Annotated in this window: 22 protein-coding genes; 11 read left to right on the top strand and 11 right to left on the bottom strand. The window is 35.0% G+C overall.

What is annotated here, in order from left to right:
* Positions 1-42: 42 nt before the first annotated feature.
* Positions 43-738, top strand: coding sequence for a LytTR family DNA-binding domain-containing protein (locus NHF50_RS11945; protein WP_109569880.1), 696 nt, complete (start codon positions 43-45; stop codon positions 736-738).
* On the opposite strand, the gene priA is transcribed toward NHF50_RS11945, so the two are convergent.
* The 6 genes from priA to menD all read right to left on the bottom strand — a co-directional run bounded on the left by priA (position 735) and on the right by menD (position 7873).
* Entirely contained in the window at positions 735-3188 is a 2454-nt protein-coding gene (gene priA / locus NHF50_RS11940; protein ID WP_252776635.1) for a primosomal protein N', read from the bottom strand. The two genes, NHF50_RS11945 and priA, sit on opposite strands and share 4 nt — an antisense overlap.
* Positions 3189-3317: 129 nt before the next feature.
* Positions 3318-3881, bottom strand: coding sequence for a chalcone isomerase family protein (locus NHF50_RS11935; protein ID WP_109569878.1), 564 nt, complete (start codon positions 3879-3881; stop codon positions 3318-3320).
* A gap of 21 nt (positions 3882-3902) precedes the next feature.
* Positions 3903-4829: a YihY/virulence factor BrkB family protein gene (locus tag NHF50_RS11930; protein WP_252776633.1), complete on the bottom strand. Its 927-nt coding sequence runs from the start codon at positions 4827-4829 to the stop codon at positions 3903-3905.
* A 4-nt stretch (positions 4830-4833) separates the two neighbouring features.
* Positions 4834-5691 (bottom strand): carboxylating nicotinate-nucleotide diphosphorylase, encoded by an 858-nt coding sequence (gene nadC / locus NHF50_RS11925; protein WP_252776632.1) that lies wholly within the window; start codon positions 5689-5691, stop codon positions 4834-4836.
* Positions 5692-5792: 101 nt separating this feature from the next.
* Positions 5793-6134: a DUF2853 family protein gene (locus NHF50_RS11920; protein WP_252776629.1), complete on the bottom strand. Its 342-nt coding sequence runs from the start codon at positions 6132-6134 to the stop codon at positions 5793-5795.
* Positions 6135-6217: 83 nt separating this feature from the next.
* Complete coding sequence (gene menD / locus NHF50_RS11915) at positions 6218-7873, bottom strand: 2-succinyl-5-enolpyruvyl-6-hydroxy-3-cyclohexene-1-carboxylic-acid synthase (protein ID WP_252776626.1); 1656 nt, start codon at positions 7871-7873, stop codon at positions 6218-6220.
* Positions 7874-7950: 77 nt separating this feature from the next.
* Between menD and NHF50_RS11910 the strand changes: the two genes are divergently transcribed.
* Positions 7951-8445 (top strand): GNAT family N-acetyltransferase, encoded by a 495-nt coding sequence (locus tag NHF50_RS11910; protein WP_109569873.1) that lies wholly within the window; start codon positions 7951-7953, stop codon positions 8443-8445.
* Here the strand turns inward: NHF50_RS11910 and NHF50_RS11905 are convergent.
* The gene (locus NHF50_RS11905; RefSeq protein ID WP_252776624.1) at positions 8442-9281 is read right to left on the bottom strand and encodes a sulfurtransferase; all 840 of its coding nucleotides are present in this window, start codon (positions 9279-9281) and stop codon (positions 8442-8444) included. The two genes, NHF50_RS11910 and NHF50_RS11905, sit on opposite strands and share 4 nt — an antisense overlap.
* A 21-nt stretch (positions 9282-9302) precedes the next feature.
* A complete protein-coding gene (locus NHF50_RS11900; RefSeq protein ID WP_252776620.1) occupies positions 9303-9899 on the bottom strand; it encodes a glutathione peroxidase in 597 nt (198 codons plus the stop codon).
* A gap of 113 nt (positions 9900-10012) precedes the next feature.
* Here NHF50_RS11900 and NHF50_RS11895 point away from each other — a divergent pair, with 113 nt between their 5' ends.
* Positions 10013-10387, top strand: coding sequence for a potassium channel family protein (locus tag NHF50_RS11895; protein ID WP_109569872.1), 375 nt, complete (start codon positions 10013-10015; stop codon positions 10385-10387).
* An 18-nt stretch (positions 10388-10405) separates the two neighbouring features.
* Here the strand turns inward: NHF50_RS11895 and ccsA are convergent, their stop codons facing one another.
* Together ccsA and NHF50_RS11885 are read right to left on the bottom strand one after the other, a co-directional pair.
* Entirely contained in the window at positions 10406-13543 is a 3138-nt protein-coding gene (gene ccsA, locus NHF50_RS11890) for a cytochrome c biogenesis protein CcsA (RefSeq protein WP_252776617.1), read from the bottom strand.
* Positions 13544-13647: 104 nt separating this feature from the next.
* Positions 13648-14379 (bottom strand): biotin--[acetyl-CoA-carboxylase] ligase, encoded by a 732-nt coding sequence (locus tag NHF50_RS11885; RefSeq protein WP_252776615.1) that lies wholly within the window; start codon positions 14377-14379, stop codon positions 13648-13650.
* Positions 14380-14474: 95 nt separating this feature from the next.
* Here NHF50_RS11885 and rsfS point away from each other — a divergent pair, with 95 nt between their 5' ends.
* The 8 genes from rsfS (at position 14475) to NHF50_RS11845 (ending at position 20688) form a co-directional block, all read left to right on the top strand.
* Positions 14475-14846, top strand: coding sequence for a ribosome silencing factor (rsfS, locus tag NHF50_RS11880; protein ID WP_109569869.1), 372 nt, complete (start codon positions 14475-14477; stop codon positions 14844-14846).
* A 2-nt stretch (positions 14847-14848) separates the two neighbouring features.
* Entirely contained in the window at positions 14849-16849 is a 2001-nt protein-coding gene (ftsH, locus tag NHF50_RS11875; protein ID WP_109569868.1) for an ATP-dependent zinc metalloprotease FtsH, read from the top strand.
* Positions 16850-16956: 107 nt separating this feature from the next.
* A complete protein-coding gene (locus tag NHF50_RS11870; RefSeq protein ID WP_109569867.1) occupies positions 16957-17571 on the top strand; it encodes a lactate utilization protein B/C in 615 nt (204 codons plus the stop codon).
* 1 nt (position 17572) lies between these two features.
* The gene (locus NHF50_RS11865) at positions 17573-18391 is read left to right on the top strand and encodes a phosphatidate cytidylyltransferase (RefSeq protein WP_109569866.1); all 819 of its coding nucleotides are present in this window, start codon (positions 17573-17575) and stop codon (positions 18389-18391) included.
* Positions 18381-19031, top strand: coding sequence for a phosphatidylserine decarboxylase family protein (locus NHF50_RS11860; protein ID WP_109569865.1), 651 nt, complete (start codon positions 18381-18383; stop codon positions 19029-19031). The genes NHF50_RS11865 and NHF50_RS11860 overlap by 11 nt, the downstream gene beginning before the upstream one ends.
* Before the next feature lies 1 nt (position 19032).
* A complete protein-coding gene (locus NHF50_RS11855) occupies positions 19033-19329 on the top strand; it encodes an acyl-CoA-binding protein (protein ID WP_109569864.1) in 297 nt (98 codons plus the stop codon).
* Positions 19326-20099, top strand: a complete 774-nt coding sequence (locus NHF50_RS11850; protein WP_109569863.1) for a superoxide dismutase — start codon at positions 19326-19328, stop codon at positions 20097-20099. Before NHF50_RS11855 ends, NHF50_RS11850 begins: the two co-directional genes overlap by 4 nt.
* Positions 20100-20115: 16 nt before the next feature.
* On the top strand, positions 20116-20688 hold the full coding sequence (locus tag NHF50_RS11845) for a uracil-DNA glycosylase family protein (protein WP_252776613.1): 573 nt from the start codon (positions 20116-20118) through the stop codon (positions 20686-20688).
* 23 nt (positions 20689-20711) lie between these two features.
* On the opposite strand, the gene rocD is transcribed toward NHF50_RS11845, so the two are convergent.
* Positions 20712-21956, bottom strand: a complete 1245-nt coding sequence (gene rocD, locus NHF50_RS11840) for an ornithine--oxo-acid transaminase (RefSeq protein WP_109569861.1) — start codon at positions 21954-21956, stop codon at positions 20712-20714.
* Between the last annotated feature and the right edge of the window lie 41 nt (positions 21957-21997).

The raw sequence follows: 21997 nt of genomic DNA, 5'->3' as shown, positions 1-21997 counted from the left end.
TAAAATAAAAATCACTATATTTAACAGTAAATTTATATGCCTATGAAATTGAATTGTATCGTTGTTGATGATAGTGCTATTCAAAGAGTAACTATTACAAAACTTGTTAACGAATCGCCTAATCTTCATTTGATAGGTGATTTCGCCAATGCTCTCGAAGCTAAGAATTGTATTAACCATAATACTGTAGATCTCATTTTCTTAGACATTGAAATGCCGTTGATCAACGGCTTTGATTTATTAGACGGATTAAAAATTAAACCTCAAATTATTTTTATCACATCAAAAGCAGATTATGCTGTAAAAGCTTTTGATTATGAAGCTACTGATTTTTTACAAAAACCTATTTCAAAGGAACGTTTTTTAAAAGCGGTCAAAAAAGCTCTGGAATTACACCAGTTAAGAACCGATTCACATGAAGATCTCGGAGAGGCTATCATCATCAAGAGTAATCTTAAAAAACTAAAAATTTACACCGCTAAAATAAAATGGGTAGAAGCCTTCGGTGATTATATTAAGATCATTACAGACGATGACAACCACTTAGTCCTGTCGACTATGAAATCTTTTGAAAATGAACTTCCGGACGGCAAATTTGTACGTGTTCACAAGTCGTATATTGTCAATGTGGAACGCATAGACAAGTTCAACAGTAAATTTGCAGAAATCGGCAGTACAAAAATACCAATCAGCAGAAACAAAAAGGACACAATCACTAAAGCTATAGAAAGTCTTTAGTAATAATCTACATTAGCCGAAACTTTTATACTTCGGTAATGTGAAACCGCTTCAAAACTATTCAAAATCTTTTGGATAGTTTTTTTTGTTTTTCCCAAGTGGTTCTCAGCCGGAATTTTAACCAAAATAGTTCTCAGGTATTCGTTTCGAATCTTACTCACCATTGGTTCCTCCGGTCCTAAAACAGGAATATTCAAATGTTGTTTCAACACATTATACATCCAAAGCGAACCTTCTTTCAATTTATCATAATCCTTGTGTTTCAAGGTTAATCGGATGATGCGATAAAAAGGAGGATATTTAAAATTCTTTCGTTCGTATAGTTGTTCCTGAAACATTGCTGCATAATCATTATTAACCACTTGCTGTATTGTATTGTGATACGGATTATAGGTCTGGATCAGTACTTTCCCTTTTTTCTCTTTTCGCCCTGCCCTGCCCGATACTTGTGTCAATAGCTGAAAAGCTCTTTCATAAGCTCTAAAATCGGGCTGATTCAGTAAGTTATCCGCATTCAGTATACCGACCAAAGTTACATTATCAAAATCCAGACCTTTGGCTAACATTTGGGTTCCCACCAAAATATCAAATTCTCTGTTCTTGAATGAATCGATTATTTTTTCAAAACCAAACTTTCCTCTGGTTGTATCTTGGTCCATTCGTCCTATTTTTTTATCCGGAAATAGTCGTACCAATTCTTGTTCTATTTGCTCCGTTCCGAAGCCTTTTGCATTCAGATCTAAAGAATTACAACTATGACAATGGGTCGGATTAGCGATATTATACCCGCAATAATGACATTTAAGCTGGTTTTTATACTTATAGTACGTTAAACTGACATCGCAACTCGGGCAATGTGGAACATGCCCGCAGGTTAAACATTCTACATAAGGAGAAAAGCCTCGTCTGTTTTGAAACAAGATCACTTGCTCTCCGTTATGAACCGTCTCTTTTATATTTTCCAGTAAAACATCCGAAAAATGCCCTGTCATTCGCTTTCTGAAATATTTATCTTTCAGATCGATTAGCTGAATTTCAGGCAGCACAACATTTCCGTAACGTTCTTTCAACTCCACTAAACCGTATTTTCCTGTTTTCACATTGTAATACGATTCTAGGCTTGGTGTAGCACTTCCCAATAAGACTTTTGCATTGTGCAATTTAGCTAGAACGACAGCAGCATCTCTGGCATGATAACGCGGTGCCGGATCTTTTTGCTTAAATGTTTGCTCGTGTTCTTCATCTACCACGATTAACCCCAGATCAGAAAAAGGCAAAAATAAAGCACTTCGGACCCCTATTACAACCCGTGCATTTTCAGAATTCTGTAATAAATTATTCCAGACCTCTATCCTTTCATTGTTAGAGTATTTTGAATGAAAAACAGCAATCTGATTTCCGAAATAAGCCGTCAGCCGTTGTACCAATTGAGCTGTCAAAGCAATTTCCGGCAACAGAAACAACACTTGCTGCTGTTCCTCTTTTAAGAACTGCTCTATAAGCTTGATGTAAATCTCCGTTTTACCGGATGCTGTAACGCCATGCAATAGCATTACATTCTGTTGCTGAAATCCTTTTTCAATGGCTGAAAAGGCGGCAGCCTGTGCCAAACTCAATTCAAAAGAAGCATCTTCTTTTTTCTCAAATTGTACTCGATCTTCATGAATATAATATTCTTCAAATACATCTTTATCAATTAAGGCTTTTATCACTGCTATACTAGCTCCTGAACTCTCCATTAATTCTTTAACAGCAATAGGTTTTCGCTCTCTTACATGCAATTGAAAATAATGCAGAACCAACTCTCGTTGCTTAGGCGCTCTTGACAGTATTTCCAGCAATTCCAACAGGTGCTCTTGTTGGTGGTAAATAACGTGAAGCTTAATATAGCGAACCAATTTAGGCTTGTATTGCTCTGTCATTTCTTCATGTAGCGCAATTGCCCCTTTTGACAATAACGAGTTAATTGTCGGTATTACTGTTTTTTTTCCTAAGATTTTAACAACTTCCTGTAACGTAATAGATGACTGATGTCGTAACGCTTCCAGAATAAGATATTCATCATCCTTTAATTGATGATCCGGAAGGTTTTCTACTTCTTTAGGCAGTAGTTGTGTTTCACTTTCCAGAATAAATCCGGACGGCACCGCCGCTTTAAACACATCTCCTATAGTACACATGTAATAATCTGCAACCCAATTCCAATGTTGAATTTGTAATTCATTTACAATAGGTTTCTCATCTAATATCTGATGAATTTCTTTGGGTTGATATAATTGCGGTGGTGTATTGTGTTTTCCGACGATCAATGCTGTATAAATTTTGGTTTTACCAAAGGGGACAGCAACCCGCATACCAATTTGTACGAAATCAAACTCTGCTTCGGAAACCTGGTATGTAAAAGTTTTGGCAACCGCCAATGGCAAAACTACTTCTATAAAATACAACATTTAACAAAGGTAGTTTTTAAAAAAGAGAAAAGAAAAACAGAGGAAAAGATTTTGGATAGCAATAGTACATTTTACAAAAAAAGCGTTCTCAATTAAGAACGCTTCAGATTATCTTTTATACCAACAGGTTTATTTTCCCAACATACCTGCTTTTAAATTTTTATCAGCCGGCTTATCGCATAACCAGATTCCGAAAAGTGCTTTTTTAAAGTCATGTCCATCGATAGAACCTTTTTTAACACCATTTTTATATACTACAATTCCGGTTCCCGGTACGTTGACAATTAAAAACTGATCTCCTTTCTTAATTTCTTCACTAAAAAAAGACTTAAATTTTTCAATTTTTGTTTTTATCGACGCTGTATTTCCTTTTGTTGCATTTTCAAATCCTTCATTAACGGCATTGATCATTTTTTCAGAAGTAATCATTCCTGAAACAATCGTTAATTTTATTGCTGCGCCGTCTGCACTTGCCATAATATCATTTGCACTGTTCGATTTTTTAGGAAGATACAACGCCCCTACATACAAGTCTATCCATAACTTCTCTCTCAGCCCGGCTCCGTTTAAGATCAAATCCTGTCCGTCAATTGAAAGTTTACCATCTACCTTTACTCCGCTAATCGTAGTTTGCGCAAAAGACATAAGTGACGAACTTATCACTAACAACATTAAAGCAATTTGTTTTTTCATAATTTTTGATTTTAATTTTTGCTAAATATATAAATTTTTTCTTTTTAATTTACTAATTGTGGCGTTTAACTCAAATCCGAGTAATAAAACCATACAATTGATCCAAATATAAAACATCAGTACAAGAAGTGTACCAATTGAACCGTACAGTTCATTATATCTAGCAAATTTTTCTACATAAATACCAAAAATATAGGATGAAATAACAATCAGAATCGTAGTAAAGACTGCTCCATAACTAATAAAGGAGATCGAATAGGTTTCTTTGGTTCCGAATTTATACAAGATCGAAGTGGTTATCAAAACCATCAGCAATACAAACAAATAACGTCCCCAAACAATAAGTTCTACATCGTCATTGATGAGTCCCTGTAATTTAATTTTTTGAATAACCACTTCAAATGTAACGATAGCCGCTACTGTAAACAGCAGAATAAATGACAGACTTAAGGATATAGCCAAAGCAATGAAATACTGCCTGAAAAAGCCTCTGGTTATGGTAATATGCGTTGACATTTCGAAACCTCCCAGAATAGCATTTATTCCATTAGTCATCAAGAAGATAGACAAGATAAAACCGGAAGACAATAAACCGTTATAACTATTGTTCAGAATATCGTAAATAGTATTTTTAATAGCATCAAACGTATTAGGCGGGACATTCTGAGACACAAATTCTAAAAAATCATCCTGAAAATTATCAATCGGAATATAAGGAATCAGGTTTAGTATAAATAAAGCAAACGGAAACAAGGCCATAAAAAAACTGAATGCAATAGCACTCGCCCTGTAAGAGAAAGCACCTTTTAAAATTCCCATTACATAAAGCTCTACAATATCATAAAGGGAAAGTCCTTCTAATGATTTCAGGGTTATCCTTTTTGCAATAGCCACCAATTGTTTGACTATAGGAATTTTGTTCAGTTTATTTTCAATTGCTTCCGACATGTCTTTAAAAAGCTTTTAAACTTAAATCCATATTATATACTGAATGGGTTAAAGCTCCGGAAGAAATATAGTTTACGCCACAATTTGCATATTCCCGAATTGTTTTTTCATTGATATTGCCGGAAGACTCTGTTTGGCATTGGTCTCCTATTAATCGTACTGCCTCTTTTGTCATTTCGTAATCAAAATTATCCAAAAGGATGCGATATACTCCTTGCGACTGTAATATTTCTTTTACTTCCTCTAGATCCCTGGCTTCAACTATAATCTTTAGATCTTTTTGATATTCTTTCAGATAATTCTGTGTTTTTTCAATTGCTTTTGTAATACCTCCTGCAAAATCAATATGATTATCTTTTAGCATAATCATATCATACAAAGCAAAACGATGGTTCTCACCGCCGCCTATTTTTACAGCCCACTTTTCTATAGCTCTTATTCCGGGGGTCGTTTTACGAGTATCTAAAACCTTTGTCCGGGTACCTTCTAACAAATTTACAAAGGAACGCGTTTTAGTAGCAATAGCACTCATTCGCTGCATAGCATTTAATACTAATCGCTCTGCCTTTAAAATAGATTGTGAACGACCATGAACCGTAAAAACAATATCACCATATTTAACCGGATCACCTTCCTGAAGTAAGGTTTCCATCTTTAGGTCTTTGTCTACATAAGCAAATACCATTTTTGCAAATTCGATTCCGGCTATAACCCCTTCGTCTTTAACTAATAATTTAGCTTTTCCCTGTGCTGTTTCGGGTATACAAGCCAGAGAACTATGATCTCCGTCCCCTACGTCTTCTCTGATTGCGTTGGTGATAATAATTTCTAATTCTTTTTGAAATTGCGCCTCTGATATCATGCTTTATTTTTTTCTGTTGCTAAGGTAGCAATTCAATTGTATTTATAAAACAAAACCACGTTTTGAAACGTGGTTTTTGAGCATCTTTTTTATAGTTGTTCTTATTTGTAAACTGATTCTTTTTTGAAATGTTTCGTTAACAAATAATAGAATACAGCTCTGTATTTGTTTTTATTAGATTTCCCGTATTGCTCAATCACTTTTGCAATAGCACTATCTAATTCCGGTCCGTCTTTTAGTCCTAATTTTTTAATCAGAAAATTATTTTTTACGGTAGCTAATTCTTTTTCATCTGTTCCTGAAACAGTAGAAGAATCAGCATTATAGATTGCCGGACCACAACCGATCGTTACTTTAGTAAGCAAATCCATATCAGGAGTTACTCCACATTTATCTTTTAGATCGGCAGCATATTTTACAATTAATTCATCTCTCTTACTCATATTTTAGAAATTTATAGTTGTTTATCCTTCCAAATATAGAGATTTGTAAATTAAATAACAAAATTTTGACTACAAATTTTCTTTTATAACAATTTCTTAAAATACTCTTTTAAAATCAAGTCATTTTCTTTTTCAGGTGTAAAGACTTCTACGATTTGCGGCTTGGTATTTTGCTGAAACATCTTATCCAACGCCACTTCGAATTCTTCTTCATTGGCAGCTTTTTGGTATTGGAATCCAAACATCCCGGCAAGATACTCAGCTGTTAAATGGTGTGAGGTTTCAAAATATCGGTTAAATGTTTGTGTCTCTTTGTGTCCGGGCAAAATCCTGAAAATTCCTCCTCCACCATTATTGATCAGGACTATTTTAAAATTTTCCGGAATGTAATTATTCCACAAAGCATTACTGTCATAGAAAAAACTGATATCTCCGGAAACCAGAACTGTCGGCTTATCGGATGCAACTGCTGCTCCTATGGCTGTTGTTGTACTGCCATCTATTCCGCTGGTTCCCCGGTTACAAAAAACAGAAACAGAAGGATCGATATCAACTAATTGTAAATAACGAATTGCCGAACTGTTACTCATTTGCAAATTGACAGCTCCTTTTATTTTTCGACTCAAAATATCAAAAACCTTAAAATCTGAAAACGGAATCTGCCCTATATATTCGTTATGCTTTTGAGCGCGATACAATTGAATATTTTGTATTTCCTTCTTATAACTACTTTCCGCTTCTTCTGCTTTCAACATTAAAACGCCAAAGAATTCATCAGGAGTCGTTGCAAAATGAGCTGAAAGACAAGCATAGGTGTCATACGCTCTTAAAGGGTCTATGTGCCAATGATGAGCAGGTTGATACTTTCTCAAAAAAGCTTTGATCCGTTTTGAAACAACCATTCCTCCGAAAGTCAGTAAAAGTTCCGGCTGAAATTTCAGGAAATCTTCCTCGGTAAATGGTGTAATGATGGTATCTATATTAGAAACAAAAGCAGGATGATGCAAATTAGAAGTCTTTTCGGTAAAAACAACCACGCTGTTATCCTTTGCCAGCCATTCTACTATTTTACTTTCTAAACTATCCGGGAATAATTCTCCGACTAACACTAATTTTTTAGCACTTTTATTCCATATAGAACTAATCTCTTCTGTTAATTCAAAAGTTTTCTTTTCTTCTGTTCTTTTGCTAAAATGAGGTGTAACGGTTAACGTTTCGACCGTATCATATAGAGGCTCTTCAAAAGGAACATTAATGTGTACCGGTCCTCTTTTTAAAAATGCTGTATCAATAGCCTCACAAATTTCCGTATCATTAACATCAGAGGCTTCTTCCTGCAAATTAGCATTATACAAAATATGATTTGCATATACATTTTCCTGACGGATCGTTTGCCCGTCACCGATGTCTATTTTGTTATGAGGTCTGTCTGCACTAACCACTATCAACGGAATCTGGCTGTAAAAAGCTTCTGCTACAGCCGGATAATAATTCAGTAAAGCAGATCCTGAAGTACACAGCATTGCTACCGGTTCTCTTTTTTGTTGTGCAATCCCTAATGCAAAAAAGGCTGCACATCGTTCATCAACGATACTGTAACAATTAAAGAAGGGATTATTAGAAAAACCAATCGTTAAAGGTGCATTTCGGGAACCCGGAGAAATTACAATATTTTGAATTCCTTTATTTTTAAAAATCTCTAAAACACTTTGAGCCAAAGGAATTTTGGGATATAACATAGCTTAGTAATAATAAAAAACAAATTTACAAAAGTTGGACTGCTTTTAGTACATTTACGTTATAAAATAATTGTGCTATGTCTTTGCAAATACGAAACTACACTTCTGATGATTGTCAAGCCATCTTAGACATTATTAATTTCAATATTCTGCACTCTACTGCTTTATACGATTATGCTCCGAGAAAACTTGAAAATCAGTTCGCCATCTTTGAAGACAAACTAACCAAAGGTTTTCCTGTTATTGTGGCCGAAAAGGACCAAAAAGTGGTAGGATTCGGTTACTACAGTGAATTTCGTTTCAGAGAAGCCTATCGGTTTACCGTAGAACATTCTGTATATGTCCATCAGGATTACCAAGGTCAATCTATCGGCAAACGTATTTTAGAACACTTGATCATTCTGGCACAGGAACAAAAATTACACACCATGATCGGGGTTATTGATTCCGAAAATAAAGGTAGCATTTTCTTCCATGAAAAAATGGGATTCAAGACCGTTGGTGTCATTAAAGAAACCGGATATAAATTTGACAGATGGTTGGATTCTGTTTTTATGCAGTTGATCCTTTAATCTACATTTGCACCGGTAGCCATCTTATTTTCATTTCGGGACCATTCGCTCCACGAACCTACATACAGTTTCGGATTGCCTAATCCTGCATAATCCAGTGCTAATATAGTATGGCAAGCGGTAACTCCTGAACCGCAATGTACAATAACGTGCTCAATGCTGCGCCCCTTCAGTAGTTTTGTATATTTTTCTTTTAATTGCACTGGTGTTAAAAAAGTCCCATCGGGATTCAAATTTTCCGGAAAAGGAAAATTCACAGCTCCCGGAATATGTCCGGCAATTTGATCTATAGGCTCTGAAATTCCCAAATAACGGTTTTCTTCTCTTACATCAATAATAAGGTCATTTGTTTTACGAATTTCATCCATCTCCACAAGAGGTAGTTCCCATTTTGTAAACGGATAATCTGCAACCGGAACAGGCTGTACTTTATGGTTATTTACCGGATAACCCGATTGCTCTGCCTTTTGTATACCTCCGTCTAAAACCTGAACTTTTTTATGCCCGGCAGCTTTTAACATCCACCAGAATCGGGCTGCGGCATTTGCACCGTTCTTGTCATCATAAATAACGACATGTGTGTGCTTTGAGATTCCTATTTTTCCTAAAATTTCTGAAAAATCTTCTATCTTCGGCAAAGGATGTCTTCCACCCTGACTAAAGTTGTCTTTTATATCTGCTAACTGAGAATTCAAATCCACAAATATAGCTTTGTCTAAATGTTTTTTTTCATAATTGTATCGTGCTTCTTTTCCATTGGAAACGTCGACAATTACCAAATCTTTCTCTTTTTCTGAGAATTCTTGCAACTCCTGTACTTTTATAATCGGATTCATTCTTTGCTTTGTAATTTGCATTTATTTACCTTCTATCCAATCAATGATCTTTGAATCATTCGGCAACGTTTTCGGACTAATTACCATTTCCAACTGTCCTTTTTCATTTAGAAGGTATTTTTGGAAGTTCCACTCCACCTCGTTGTCTTCCAAACCGTTCTCAGATTTTTGAGTTAAAAATTGATACACAGGGTGCATATCGTCTCCTTTTACTGAAATCTTACTCATCATGGGAAATGTCACTCCATAATTTTTTTTACAAAATGTTGCAATTTCCGTATCGGTTCCCGGCTCTTGTTCCATAAAATTATTCGCAGGAAAGCCTACAATGATAAAGTTCTTGTCTTTATATTTTTCGTATACAGCTTCTAATTGCTCGTATTGAGGTGTTAAACCACATTTTGAAGCCGTATTCACTACCATTATTTTTTTTCCGGCTAAATCACTAAATCGGAATTCGTCTCCGTTGATAGCTGTAACTGTAAACTGATGTATCGATGGTTTTTCCATAGTAACCGTTTTTTTATTTGTATCTGTATTTTGTTGGTTTTGCTCTTGCTTACAAGCGAATGATAAAGAAATTACCGCTAATACCAGGATTAAAATTTTAATTTTCATAATTTTCTTTTTTAATTTAACCAATATACATTTTCTTTATAATATGTTATCTTAAACAAATATTAAAAAATATCTAATATTTTTGTGAATAATTTATTATAAAAAATAATTCTATGTTCTTCTTTAAAACTTTAATTTCTTTTTTACAAGATGATGAGTATCGCGACCTGCTGATTACCACTATCATCATTATCATTATCGGAACAATTGCTTACCATTATTTGGAAGGATGGGGATTGCTTGACTCTTTATATTTCTCCGTTGTAACTCTTACAACAATAGGATTCGGTGATTTTACTCCAAAGACAGACGGCGGTAAGATCTTTACTATTTTTTACATCGTTATGGGAATCGGAATGATTCTGAGTTTTATCAATACGGTTCAACATCATTTTACCATTATGCGTCATCAGGAAAAAAGAGATTTAGTTAAACAGTTTAAAAAAACATCCGACACACTCCCTGATACAAAAAAAGACAACGATTAATGTTGTCTTTTTTTGTTGTTATTTACTTTTCAAATGTTTTCGATATTGTGACAGTGCTAACAATCCTATAGCAATTACAACTATCAGAATATAGAAATAATAAGTCACATTTTGTCGTTCACCGGAAGCGTAGGAATGTAATCCACTCAAATGGAAGTTAACTCCCACGTAAGTCATCACAATTGATGCAAATGCTAATACACTCATAAAATTAAAAGCCCATCTTCCTCTTAAACCGGGAACCAAACGAGCGTGTATGACAAAAGCATAAACCATAATACTGATCAATGCCCAAGTTTCTTTCGGATCCCAACCCCAATAGCGTCCCCAACTTTCATTTGCCCATTGCCCTCCTAAAAAGTTTCCGATCGTTAACATCACTAAGCCTATAGTTAATGCCATCTCATTGATATAGCTCAATTCTGCTATAGCTAATTTTATTTTGGATTTGTTTTTACTGTTTGTAAAGATCATTAAAAATAAAGCGACCAGCCCTAAGATCATTCCTAAAGTAAACGGACCGTAACTTGCCACAATAACTGCTACGTGGATCATTAACCAATACGAATTTAAAACCGGTTGCAGGTTTCCGATCTGAGGATCTAACCAGTTTAAATGGGCTACCATTAAGATCATTGATGCCACAAATGCTGTAGAAGCCACTGTCATTTTAGATTTTCCGAATATCAATCCAAACAACATTGTTGCCCAACCAACATAGATCATACTCTCATATGCATTACTCCACGGTGCATGTCCTGAAATATACCAACGGGCGATTAACCCTAAAGTATGCAGTATAAAGCAAATAAAAATGAAACCGTGAAATAGGTTTGTTCCAGCATTGATCCATTTTTTAGAATAGAACAATTGAAGAATGGTAAAAACCAACATTATAATTCCTCCAAAAAGGTAATAATAGTGTAGCTTTTTAAAAATATCATACTTATTGTACAATACTTCCGTTTCAATCTTTTTATCAGACAACATTACCTGTGCTCCATAGGTTTTTTGATATTTTTGCAAACCTGTCAACAGACTATTCGGTAGCTTATAATCTTTAGAAATAGCTGATTTTGTAACAGCGTCTAAATAAAACGGCACAATATTTTTAATTGAATCCAGTTGCGTTCCTGTCGGTTCATTGATTTCCAGAAAGGAAACCCACTTATTATTCGGGTCGTTCGGAATCGGAAAAACTTTTAAAATATCACCGCTCAAAGCTGAATGTAATAGATTCACTTTTTGGTCGGCATCGATAAAATCCTTCTGAAACTGGTTAGGCACAGCCTCTCTGTAGGCGTCGTCTAAAAACGATGCTAATTTATAATTGCCTTTTTCGTCAAAAAAATCGATCAACGAAGCATATTTTGCACCCTTCTCTACTCCTATTATTTTACGAATACTATCATTTCCTCTTTTTAGATAAATGACCGGCAATGAAAACCAATACTGCGGAAATTGTGTCATGGAAATAAAGGCCTGATCTGCATCCATACCTTTATATGTATCGCTTTTAGAAACTTTACGAAGCAATTCTGAAGCAAATGTATTGATTGGCTTCATTCTTCCTCCCTGGTCTTGAATTACAACCTTACCGAACTCTTCAGCATGTTCCGGAGAAACCTTATATTTCTCTAAAAGTTCCAAAATCTTTTTCTCATCACTCGGAATATGTTCATGAGTACCCTGAGCCTGAATCCCTAATGTAAATAATGAAACAACAACTAAGGTTAAAGCTTTCTTTTTATTCTTGATCTGTTTGATTTTTCGTTTCAGATCACCAAAACGAGTATTTTTTCCGAAAAGAATCATAATTAATCCGAAATACAATAAAGTGTATCCTATATAAGTTATCCATGTTCCCCAAAAATCGTGATTTACAGAAAGGTTTGTCCCTTTTTCATCCGGATCAAAACCAGCCTGAAAGAAACGGAATCCTCTGTAATCTAAAATATGATTCATAAACACGCTATCTTTAAATACTTTATTTTCTTCATTGTCCGTTATTAATAATTTACTTTTATAAGCAGAATAACTCTTTTCCGTTCCCGGGTATTTATCTGCAATAAAATCTTCTAACTTGATCGAGAACGGTAATTCATAAACCTTGCTTCCGAAGAATAACGTAAAATCTAATTTCCCAAGAGTAACCGTTTGCGGTATTCCCATTTTTCCACGGGATCCTACAAGAGTAAATTTTTCTTCTTGCCCCTGTGATTTCACTTTTACCATTAAAATATCATCCGATTGCTTGTCCTTAAAGTTATTGTTAGAAACATAGGCTACTTTTCCTCTTTTTGCCATTTCAGGAAAAACGAACTGCGCACCGCCAACATTATATAATGAACGTAAAAACAATACCTGAACAGAGTCTTTCGGAAGATTTCCTTTATATTGGTCTGCCATTCTCATAAAATCACCTTCAAAAGGCGACTGGATAAAATACGCATCATTTTGCAGTGTAACATTAATTGCTCCTTCTGTATATTTATTAAATGCAAATAATACATTATGGATATTCTGTACTTCTCCTTCTTTCAAAAAATGGTCGTGACGGCTTCCCCCTCCTGATTCCACCATTTTAAGATACAACTCACCGTTTTCATCTTCCTCAATGGTCTCGGTTCCGTTCATGACATAATCTTCGTATTCAATCGTAAAGGGAATGCTATTGAAATCGCCTTTAACCGTAAAATTATTATGGGTCACAGGAGAAAGATATAATGCTTTCTCATACGTTTTACGCTTCATTTCGCCCTGATAATCGCCATCGACAAATGCTGTTAAATACGGTTTATCAGAATACACTCTGCTTTCCGTTTCTCCTTCACGGATAGGCATCATTCCTTCATAACTAATATAACGAGTAATAAATGCTCCTATTAAGATAAAAATGAAGGCTAGGTGTAATAACAGAACAGACCACTTCTCTTTTTTATACAATTGATACCTTTTTATATTCCCTATAAAGTTGATCACAAAAAACACCATGATCGCTTCAAACCACCAACTATTATAAATAATTATCCGGGCTGTATCAGTATTATAAGCATCTTCAATAAAAGTTCCGGCTGCCATGGCTGCTGCAAAAACTAAAAATAAAACAGCCATTAATCGGGTAGAAAACAAAAAAGAGAATATTTTTTTATCCATTTGGAGTATATCGTAAAGTTAGTCTGGATGCAAATGTACTTAAAAACAAAAAAAATACCTGTAATTTAACAAAGCTTTACTAAGTTTTAAGAAATACGTTTCTTTTAGTAGTACATTTTAACTTCTTTCACATCAAAAGTTCTCACAGAATCATCTTCAAGCTGTATACACAACTTTCCTTCTCTGTTCACCTCCTGTATAATCCCCATAAATTTACCTGATTCAGCGCTCTCAAATACAGTAGGAATTCCTTTTCTAAACAACAATTCGTGGTATTTGTTCCAGATCTCATCTTCATTCAGTTCTACAGAATCTGAAAAAAAAGACTGCATTTGCTCCATGATTGCTAGTAATATTTCTTCTTTAGAAAACGTTCTATCCTTAATCATTTTTAAAGAAGCTGCTTGTGGCAAATGAGGAAAATGATCCTGATTTACATTCAATCCTATTCCTATTACAGAATATATACTGCCATTACTTCTGAAAAAATTTTCAACCAAGATACCGGCAATTTTCTTATTCCCTGACAAAATGTCGTTTGGCCACTTTACTTTAACATTCGGTATGTCAAACTTTTTTAGTGCCTCAATCACACATAGCGGGACTATAATATTCAACAGAAACAGATCGTGATGTTGCTGTACAAAATCTTTCAAAAACACACTGAATGTAAGGTTTTTACCTTTTTCAGAAGACCAACCGTTACCTCGCTGTCCTTTTCCTTTAAACTGATCTTCCGTAACCACAACCGTTAAATTATCTACTTCATTATGAAGAGCCATCTCTTTTAAAAAAATATTAGTCGAAGCTGTGGCATTGAGTTTGATGATATTCATCTTGGTAAAAAATGAGAGAATTTATTTTAATCTTATGTTAAGTTTCAAAAGTAAATACAAAAAATGATAACTTTGCATAAACTTAAAAATTTTAGATGACGAAGCAAAATTATAGTACAGACGATTTATTAGCAGTTATAATCAAAGGGATTGAAGATGTAAAAGGAGCTGATATCGACATTTTAGATTTAAGAGAGATAGAAAATACAGTTTGCGATTATTTTATTATATGTAACGGAAACTCAAACACTCAAGTTGTAGCAATTGCAAACTCCATCCAAAAAAGTGTTTCCAAAGAATTAAAAGAGAAGCCTTGGCATGTAGAAGGAATGGAAAATGCCGAGTGGGTTTTAATTGATTATGTAAATATCGTAGTACACGTTTTCCAAAAACACATTCGTGAATTTTACAGCATAGAAAGCCTTTGGGGAGATGCAAGAATAACTTCAATCGACAGTAAATTTTAATCATGGCAGAAGACAACAAGAATAAGAATAACAACAATAAAAATAATCAAGGTTTCAATTTCAAATTTAATCCTTGGATATTTTATGGTTTTTTCATCAGTATCTTTATCATCATTTTTGTATTTGGTAATGGTCTGAATTTTAACAATCCGAGACCCATTTCTTTATCTAAATTCTATCAGTATTTAGATTCTAACCAAGTTGATAAAGTAAGTTTTTCGAATACAAAAGCGACAATTTATCTTAAAGAACAAGCTTTACAAGATTCAGTTCATAAACTAGTCAGCAAAGATGTTTTCAATAAACTGAATACAAAAGGACCGCATTATTTCACAGAAATCGGCGATCTGAAAGATTTTCAGGAAACGCTTAGAAAAGCACTGGAACAAGGAAAGATCTCAGAATATACCAAAGAACCGGAAAGTATGTGGGGAGAATTATTATCTATTCTTCTTCCGTTTTTACTGATCGGGGCTTTATGGATCTTTATGATGCGACGAATGTCGGGAGGTGCCGGAGGAGGAGGAGGTCAAATTTTCAGCATAGGAAAGTCGAAGGCTAAACTGTTCGATGAAAAGAACGATGTCAAAGTCACTTTTGCTAACGTTGCCGGATTAGAAGGAGCCAAAGAAGAGATTCAGGAAATTGTTGAATTTTTGAAAAATCCTGAAAAATATACCTCTATTGGTGGTAAAATCCCTAAAGGAGCATTATTGGTAGGGCCTCCGGGAACCGGGAAAACGCTATTAGCAAAAGCTGTAGCCGGTGAAGCTAAAGTTCCTTTTTTCTCTTTATCAGGTTCTGATTTCGTAGAAATGTTTGTAGGTGTAGGAGCTTCACGTGTAAGAGACCTTTTCAAACAAGCTAAAGAAAAAGCACCTTCCATCATTTTTATTGATGAGATCGATGCCGTAGGTAGAGCCAGAGGTAAAAACAACTTCTCAGGTTCAAATGATGAAAGAGAAAATACTTTAAACCAGTTATTAACTGAAATGGATGGTTTCGGCACCAATACTAACGTAATTGTATTAGCCGCTACCAACCGTGCCGATATATTAGACAAAGCGCTACTGCGTGCAGGACGTTTTGATCGCCAGATCTATGTTGACCTACCGGACATCAGAGAGCGTAAAGAAATATTTGAGGTTCACTTAAAACCTATCAAAAAAGCAGAAGACATCGACACTGAGTTCTTAGCTAAACAAACACCTGGTTTTTCAGGAGCTGATATTGCTAATGTATGTAATGAAGCAGCATTGATTGCTGCCCGAAAAAACAAAAAATCAGTTGACAAGCAAGATTTCTTAGACGCAGTTGATCGAATTATAGGCGGACTTGAAAAGAAAAATAAGATCGTTACACCGGAAGAAAAAAGAGCTATTGCCATTCATGAGGCCGGTCACGCCACTGTAAGCTGGATGCTTGAATATGCAGCTCCACTGGTTAAAGTCACTATTGTTCCTCGCGGGCAAAGTTTAGGTGCAGCCTGGTATTTACCGGAAGAAAGACTTATTGTCAGACCGGAACAAATGCTGGATGAAATGTGTGCCACTATGGGAGGCCGTGCAGCTGAAAAGGTAGTTTTTGATAAAATTTCAACCGGAGCTTTAAGTGACCTTGAAAAAGTAACCAAACAAGCCCGTGCCATGGTTACGATCTATGGTTTGAACGACAAATTAGGTAATATCACGTATTATGACTCATCAGGTCAAAACGATTACAACTTCTCGAAACCATATTCTGAGGAGACCGCTCAGGTAATTGACAAAGAAATTTCTACTGTAATTGAAGGCCAATACCAAAGAGCAATTGCTATCCTTACCGAAAATAAGGACAAATTAATCGAATTAGCTGACATTTTGATTGACAGAGAAGTTATCTTTAAAGACGATCTGGAAAAAATATTCGGCAAAAGGCCTTTTGAAAAAGAGGTACATTCGGCTGAGACTGATATCAATAGCAGAATAAACAATGCTACTGAAAACACAGAAAAATCAGAATAATACAAAAAAATCACAAAATTTTAAAAAATCTTGATTCTTACTATACTTTGAATCAAGATTTTTTTATCTTTGAATTTCACAAGAGAAAACACTCCAGCTAAAAATACATGAGTCTTTTTAGAAAAATTTTCGGTTCAACAAGCGATACATCTAAGAGTAATAAGGAAAAGGAAAAAGAAGAAGAAAAAAGCCCTTATACTCCTGAGGTGAAATTGCCTATTGATGAAATGTTTACCTATCATTTTAAGAAAAACGGCGGTAAGTTTATCTATTGTGAAAACCTTGAAGAAGTTTCTGAAAACTTTATTAATATTTTAGAAGAAAACGATTGGTTTGAAAAAGAAGCGCTATGTTTTGACAATCGGCTGAATTATCTTTTAGACGAAAATAAACTTCCTCATACCAATACTAAGAATCCTGCCTTTATCTTATCGTCTTGTGAAAACCTTATTGCAGACGAAGGCTCTATTTTATTCTCATCCAACCAGTTTAAACATTTTAAGCCAAACGAATTACCGACTGACATGGTGGTTTTTGCAACAACCAGCCAACTGGTCAATACAAAAAGTGACGGTCTAAGAGGAATTAAGCAAAAGTATGATCGGGAATACCCTACCAATATCACAACTATTAAATATTTTGAAGAAGTAAAAGAACAGGACTTCTTACATTATGGTAGCTGCCATAAAAACCTGTATTTACTTTTACTTGAAGATCTTTAGAATGAATGAAACTTTAAAAAGAGGCATTACCGGTGCTGTTTATGTTACCCTACTTTTAAGTTGCGTTTTGTACTCAAAAGAAAGCTTCTATTTATTGTTCGGGTTTTTTTTACTCGTAGCCGTTTTTGAATTTTGCCGATTAGTCTCTATCAACAAATGGATTCCTTTAGTATCATCATTGCTCATTTATAGTTTTTTCTATAATGCAACGTTCAATCCTATACTGGATTCTATTATAACCGGTTTTACAATAGCAATATCCATTCGCTTATTACGATTCCTATTCAATGAAAATGCTCAGGAATTATCCATTTTCTCTAAATACTATTATCTGTTCGGATATGTTATTTTCCCTTTTGTGTTGTTGACCAAAGTACCTTTGGGCGCCAGTGGGTACAACCCGAAAATATTAATTTCGATCATTGTTTTGATCTGGACCAATGACACTTTTGCATACCTGATCGGAAAAAATTTCGGAAAAAGAAAATTATTTCCTAGTATTTCACCTAAAAAGACTATTGAAGGATTTATTGCCGGTATCCTGTTCTCAATTATATGCGGTTATTTTTTGGCAAAATTCTACATACATACCAAACAATTCTACTTTTGGATCATTATAGCTTTAATTGTTAGTATTTTCAGTACTTTAGGCGACTTAATCGAATCAAAATTTAAACGTATCGCCGGAGTAAAAGACAGTGGTAAAATAATGCCGGGGCACGGAGGTATACTAGATCGACTAGATAGTATTATATTTGTAGTCCCATTTATATATTTATTTTATTTAATTTTAAATATTTTAAAAAGTTATGTTTCATAAAGAAGGTGGCAAAATTATTTTCATAACGCTATTAGTCGTTGTCGGTATTATTTTCGCTAGTGATTACCTGATTGCTATAGAATGGCTTAAAAACAGTATTATTGTTTTAGCAATTGTATTTTTAATTTTAATCTTACAATTCTTTAGAAACCCTAAAAGAGAGGTAGACAACAGCGACAATCATATTTTAGCTCCGGTAGACGGGAAAGTAGTCGTAATAGAAGAAGTTTACGAACCGGAATACTTTAAAGACAAACGGCTGATGGTTTCCATCTTTATGTCGCCTTTAAACGTACACGTAACCCGTTATGCAGTAAATGGTATTGTTAAATACAGTAAATACCATCCGGGAAAATACTTAGTAGCTTGGCACCCGAAAGCAAGCGAGGAAAACGAAAGAACCACTGTGGTAATCAACAATAGAATTTACGGAGAAGTTATGTACCGCCAGATCGCCGGAGCATTAGCCCGCAGAATCGTTAATTATGCTGTGGAAGGTATGCGCGTTATTCAGGGAAAAGATGCCGGCTTTATCAAGTTCGGTTCTCGTGTTGATATTTATTTACCCCTTGGCACTCCTGTAGATGTTAAATTAGGACAAAAAGCAGTAGGTGCTAAGACTGTTATTTGTAAAAAATAGAATGAGTACAAAAGATTTAGATACTTTATTTGATGAAGCATTTGAAAATGCCAATTTAGTTCCGAAAGAATCTGTTCCTCAGGACGTTCAACTGGTACTCTACGGGCTCTACAAACATGCTATTTCAGGAAGAATTAATGAGTCTTCATCTAATGATGTTAATGATCTCGGGGAAGATTTAAGAAATGCTTTTAAACTGAATGCATGGATGCAGATAAAACATCTGAGCATTGAAGAAGCCAAACAACGTTATATCGATATCATTAATCAGTTGATGAGAGAAAGAGGATTGCTATGATCAAACACATACTAATGGCTTTATGCTTTTTATCTTTACTTTCTTGTAATGATAACAGCAATCTGGTTGAAGTTCAGATTCCGGAACCGGAAGTCATTGTCCAAACAAATTTTGCTGATCCCCGTAGTTTCAAAGCCACAGGATTACCTTTTAAACTAAGTCCCGTGGAATATTCATTTGATACTTTCCCTGATTTTATAGACGGAAAAACTTTTGAATTCCATTATTCCAATATCTACTTAAGTTATACCAATAACCTCAACAAACAAGTAACTGAAAAAAATTGGGAAACTAAAAAAGCAAGTCAGATTTGCAAAGAAATCAATCCCGAAGATACTACTTTCCTTAATTTTGCCGGAGGATACTATAACCACAGCTTATTTTTCGAGACACTATCCCCTAAAAAAGATACTAACCCATCAGAAAGTTTAAATAATGCCATTGATGAAAATTTCGGCTCCGTTGAGAACTTCAAAAAACAGTTCATACTAAAGGGTATCAACACAAAAGGATCAAACTGGATTTGGCTCGTTTTAAACAACGATCAAAAATTAGAGATCACGATCACGCTAAACGAGGAAAATCCGCTAATGCAAAAAAGCACCGTCAAAGGTTTTCCCCTACTCTGCTTAGATCTGTGGGAACATGCTTATTTACTAAACAACAACCCTAGCAAAAAAAATTATATCGAAGCCTTTTTCACTTATGTAGATTGGAATAAAGTTTCAGAAAGATACGAGCAGCTTACTGCTGTTAATCCGCAATCATAGCGGATTTTTTTATAAAATGAAGCCTCTTTTAAACGAAATAAAAAGTTGTACGATTTGTAAAGACAATTTGCCTTTAGGTCCTAACCCGGTTGTAACAGTACATTCTAATGCAAAAATAGTTATTGTAGGACAAGCCCCGGGAATCAAAGTACACCAAACAAGCATACCGTGGAATGATGCTAGCGGTAAAGAACTGAGAAGATGGTTACAAATAGACGAATCTTTATTTTATGACGAAAAACAAATAGCAATTATTCCTATGGGATTTTGTTATCCGGGAAAAGGAAAATCCGGCGACCTACCACCACGCCCGGAATGTGCATTGCATTGGCATAAACCTTTATTTGATTTACTCTCCAATGTAGAACTAATTCTTTTGATCGGTCAATATGCTCAAAACTACTATTTAAAAGATTCAAAAAAGACCTTGACGGAAAACGTTAAAAACTATCAGAATTTTTTACCGCGATATTTTGTTTTACCACACCCCTCACCTCGTAATCGAATCTGGATGAAGAAAAACTTTTGGTTTGAAGAAGAAGTGATTCCCGTTTTAAGAGAAAAAATAAGTACTATTCTAAAAAAATAAATCCCGATTACTCGGGATTATTTTTATTTTTCAAATTCTTGAAGTGTTTTCGTAATAATAGAGATACAATCTAGTAATTGCTCTTCCGTCATAACTAACGGTGGTGCAAAACGAATGATATTCCCATGAGTCGGTTTTGCCAATAAGCCGTTTTCAGCCAATTTTACACAAATATTCCAGGCCGTTTCGCTTTCTTCAGTATCATTAATCACAATAGCATTCAACAAACCTTTTCCTCTTACCATAGTAACGGTATTACTGGTCTTAATGTAATCCTTTAATTTTTCTCTAAAGATCACTCCTAAGCGTTCAGCATTATCGGCAAGTTTTTCTTTTTCAACTACATTCAATGCTGCAATTGCTACAGCAGCCGCTAGCGGATTTCCGCCAAATGTAGAACCATGCTGTCCGGGTTTGATTACGTTCATAATAGCATCATCTGCCAATACCGCAGAAACCGGATAAACACCACCAGAAATAGCTTTTCCTAAGATCAATACATCCGGCTGAACATTCTCATGCTGAACAGCTAACAATTTTCCGGTACGCGCAATTCCGGTTTGAACTTCATCTGCAATAAACAAAATATTATGCTTTTCACACAACGCTTTTGCTTTAGCCAAATATCCTTCTGACGGCACATAAACTCCGGCTTCACCTTGAATCGGTTCCACCAAGAAACCGGCTATATTTGATGAAGACTGAATCGCTTGTTCCAATGCTTCTATATTGTCATACGGAATTTTAATAAAGCCTGCTGTATACGGACCAAAATTCTTTCTGGCATTCTCATCATTTGAGAAAGAAATGATCGTAGTCGTTCTACCGTGAAAATTGTTTTCGCATACAATGATCTGTGCTTCATTTTCATTGATTCCTTTTTTCTCATACGCCCATTTTCTACAGATCTTGATAGCGGTTTCAACAGCTTCAGCTCCTGTATTCATCGGTAAAACTTTATCAAAACCGAAATAGTCTGCTACAAACTTCTCATAAACACCCAATTTATCATTATAAAAAGCTCTTGAAGTCAAGGTTAAGGTTTGAGCCTGATCTGTTAATGCCTCTATAATTTCAGGATGACAATGTCCTTGGTTCACCGCAGAATAAGCTGAAAGGAAATCGTAATATTTTTTTCCTTCCACATCCCAAACAAAAACACCTTTTCCTTTACTCAATACAACAGGTAACGGGTGATAATTATGGGCACCGTATTGGTTTTCCAAAGCAATAGCTTCAGCAGAGCTGATTTTTTCTAAAACTGACATTTTTTTAATATTTAATTAAATAAACTGCAATTCCTTCTTTA

Origin of the sequence: Flavobacterium sp. NRK F10, assembly GCF_024054235.1 — a bacterium.
In the GTDB taxonomy this organism is placed as follows: Bacteria; Bacteroidota; Bacteroidia; order Flavobacteriales; family Flavobacteriaceae; genus Flavobacterium; species Flavobacterium sediminis.
Note: the sequence above shows the minus strand (reverse complement) of the source record. Positions and strands in the feature narration are given on the sequence as shown.

What these genes read in the sequence shown, in the direction of transcription:
- NHF50_RS11945 (WP_109569880.1), top strand. Translation starts at nt 43, where the DNA reads ATGAAATTGAATTGTATCGTTGTTGATGATAGTGCTATTCAAAGAGTA.
- priA (WP_252776635.1), bottom strand. Translation starts at nt 3,188, where the DNA reads ATGTTGTATTTTATAGAAGTAGTTTTGCCATTGGCGGTTGCCAAAACT.
- NHF50_RS11935 (WP_109569878.1), bottom strand. Translation starts at nt 3,881, where the DNA reads ATGAAAAAACAAATTGCTTTAATGTTGTTAGTGATAAGTTCGTCACTT.
- NHF50_RS11930 (WP_252776633.1), bottom strand. Translation starts at nt 4,829, where the DNA reads ATGTCGGAAGCAATTGAAAATAAACTGAACAAAATTCCTATAGTCAAA.
- nadC (WP_252776632.1), bottom strand. Translation starts at nt 5,691, where the DNA reads ATGATATCAGAGGCGCAATTTCAAAAAGAATTAGAAATTATTATCACC.
- NHF50_RS11920 (WP_252776629.1), bottom strand. Translation starts at nt 6,134, where the DNA reads ATGAGTAAGAGAGATGAATTAATTGTAAAATATGCTGCCGATCTAAAA.
- menD (WP_252776626.1), bottom strand. Translation starts at nt 7,873, where the DNA reads ATGTTATATCCCAAAATTCCTTTGGCTCAAAGTGTTTTAGAGATTTTT.
- NHF50_RS11910 (WP_109569873.1), top strand. Translation starts at nt 7,951, where the DNA reads ATGTCTTTGCAAATACGAAACTACACTTCTGATGATTGTCAAGCCATC.
- NHF50_RS11905 (WP_252776624.1), bottom strand. Translation starts at nt 9,281, where the DNA reads ATGAATCCGATTATAAAAGTACAGGAGTTGCAAGAATTCTCAGAAAAA.
- NHF50_RS11900 (WP_252776620.1), bottom strand. Translation starts at nt 9,899, where the DNA reads ATGAAAATTAAAATTTTAATCCTGGTATTAGCGGTAATTTCTTTATCA.
- NHF50_RS11895 (WP_109569872.1), top strand. Translation starts at nt 10,013, where the DNA reads ATGTTCTTCTTTAAAACTTTAATTTCTTTTTTACAAGATGATGAGTAT.
- ccsA (WP_252776617.1), bottom strand. Translation starts at nt 13,543, where the DNA reads ATGGATAAAAAAATATTCTCTTTTTTGTTTTCTACCCGATTAATGGCT.
- NHF50_RS11885 (WP_252776615.1), bottom strand. Translation starts at nt 14,379, where the DNA reads ATGAATATCATCAAACTCAATGCCACAGCTTCGACTAATATTTTTTTA.
- rsfS (WP_109569869.1), top strand. Translation starts at nt 14,475, where the DNA reads ATGACGAAGCAAAATTATAGTACAGACGATTTATTAGCAGTTATAATC.
- ftsH (WP_109569868.1), top strand. Translation starts at nt 14,849, where the DNA reads ATGGCAGAAGACAACAAGAATAAGAATAACAACAATAAAAATAATCAA.
- NHF50_RS11870 (WP_109569867.1), top strand. Translation starts at nt 16,957, where the DNA reads ATGAGTCTTTTTAGAAAAATTTTCGGTTCAACAAGCGATACATCTAAG.
- NHF50_RS11865 (WP_109569866.1), top strand. Translation starts at nt 17,573, where the DNA reads ATGAATGAAACTTTAAAAAGAGGCATTACCGGTGCTGTTTATGTTACC.
- NHF50_RS11860 (WP_109569865.1), top strand. Translation starts at nt 18,381, where the DNA reads ATGTTTCATAAAGAAGGTGGCAAAATTATTTTCATAACGCTATTAGTC.
- NHF50_RS11855 (WP_109569864.1), top strand. Translation starts at nt 19,033, where the DNA reads ATGAGTACAAAAGATTTAGATACTTTATTTGATGAAGCATTTGAAAAT.
- NHF50_RS11850 (WP_109569863.1), top strand. Translation starts at nt 19,326, where the DNA reads ATGATCAAACACATACTAATGGCTTTATGCTTTTTATCTTTACTTTCT.
- NHF50_RS11845 (WP_252776613.1), top strand. Translation starts at nt 20,116, where the DNA reads ATGAAGCCTCTTTTAAACGAAATAAAAAGTTGTACGATTTGTAAAGAC.
- rocD (WP_109569861.1), bottom strand. Translation starts at nt 21,956, where the DNA reads ATGTCAGTTTTAGAAAAAATCAGCTCTGCTGAAGCTATTGCTTTGGAA.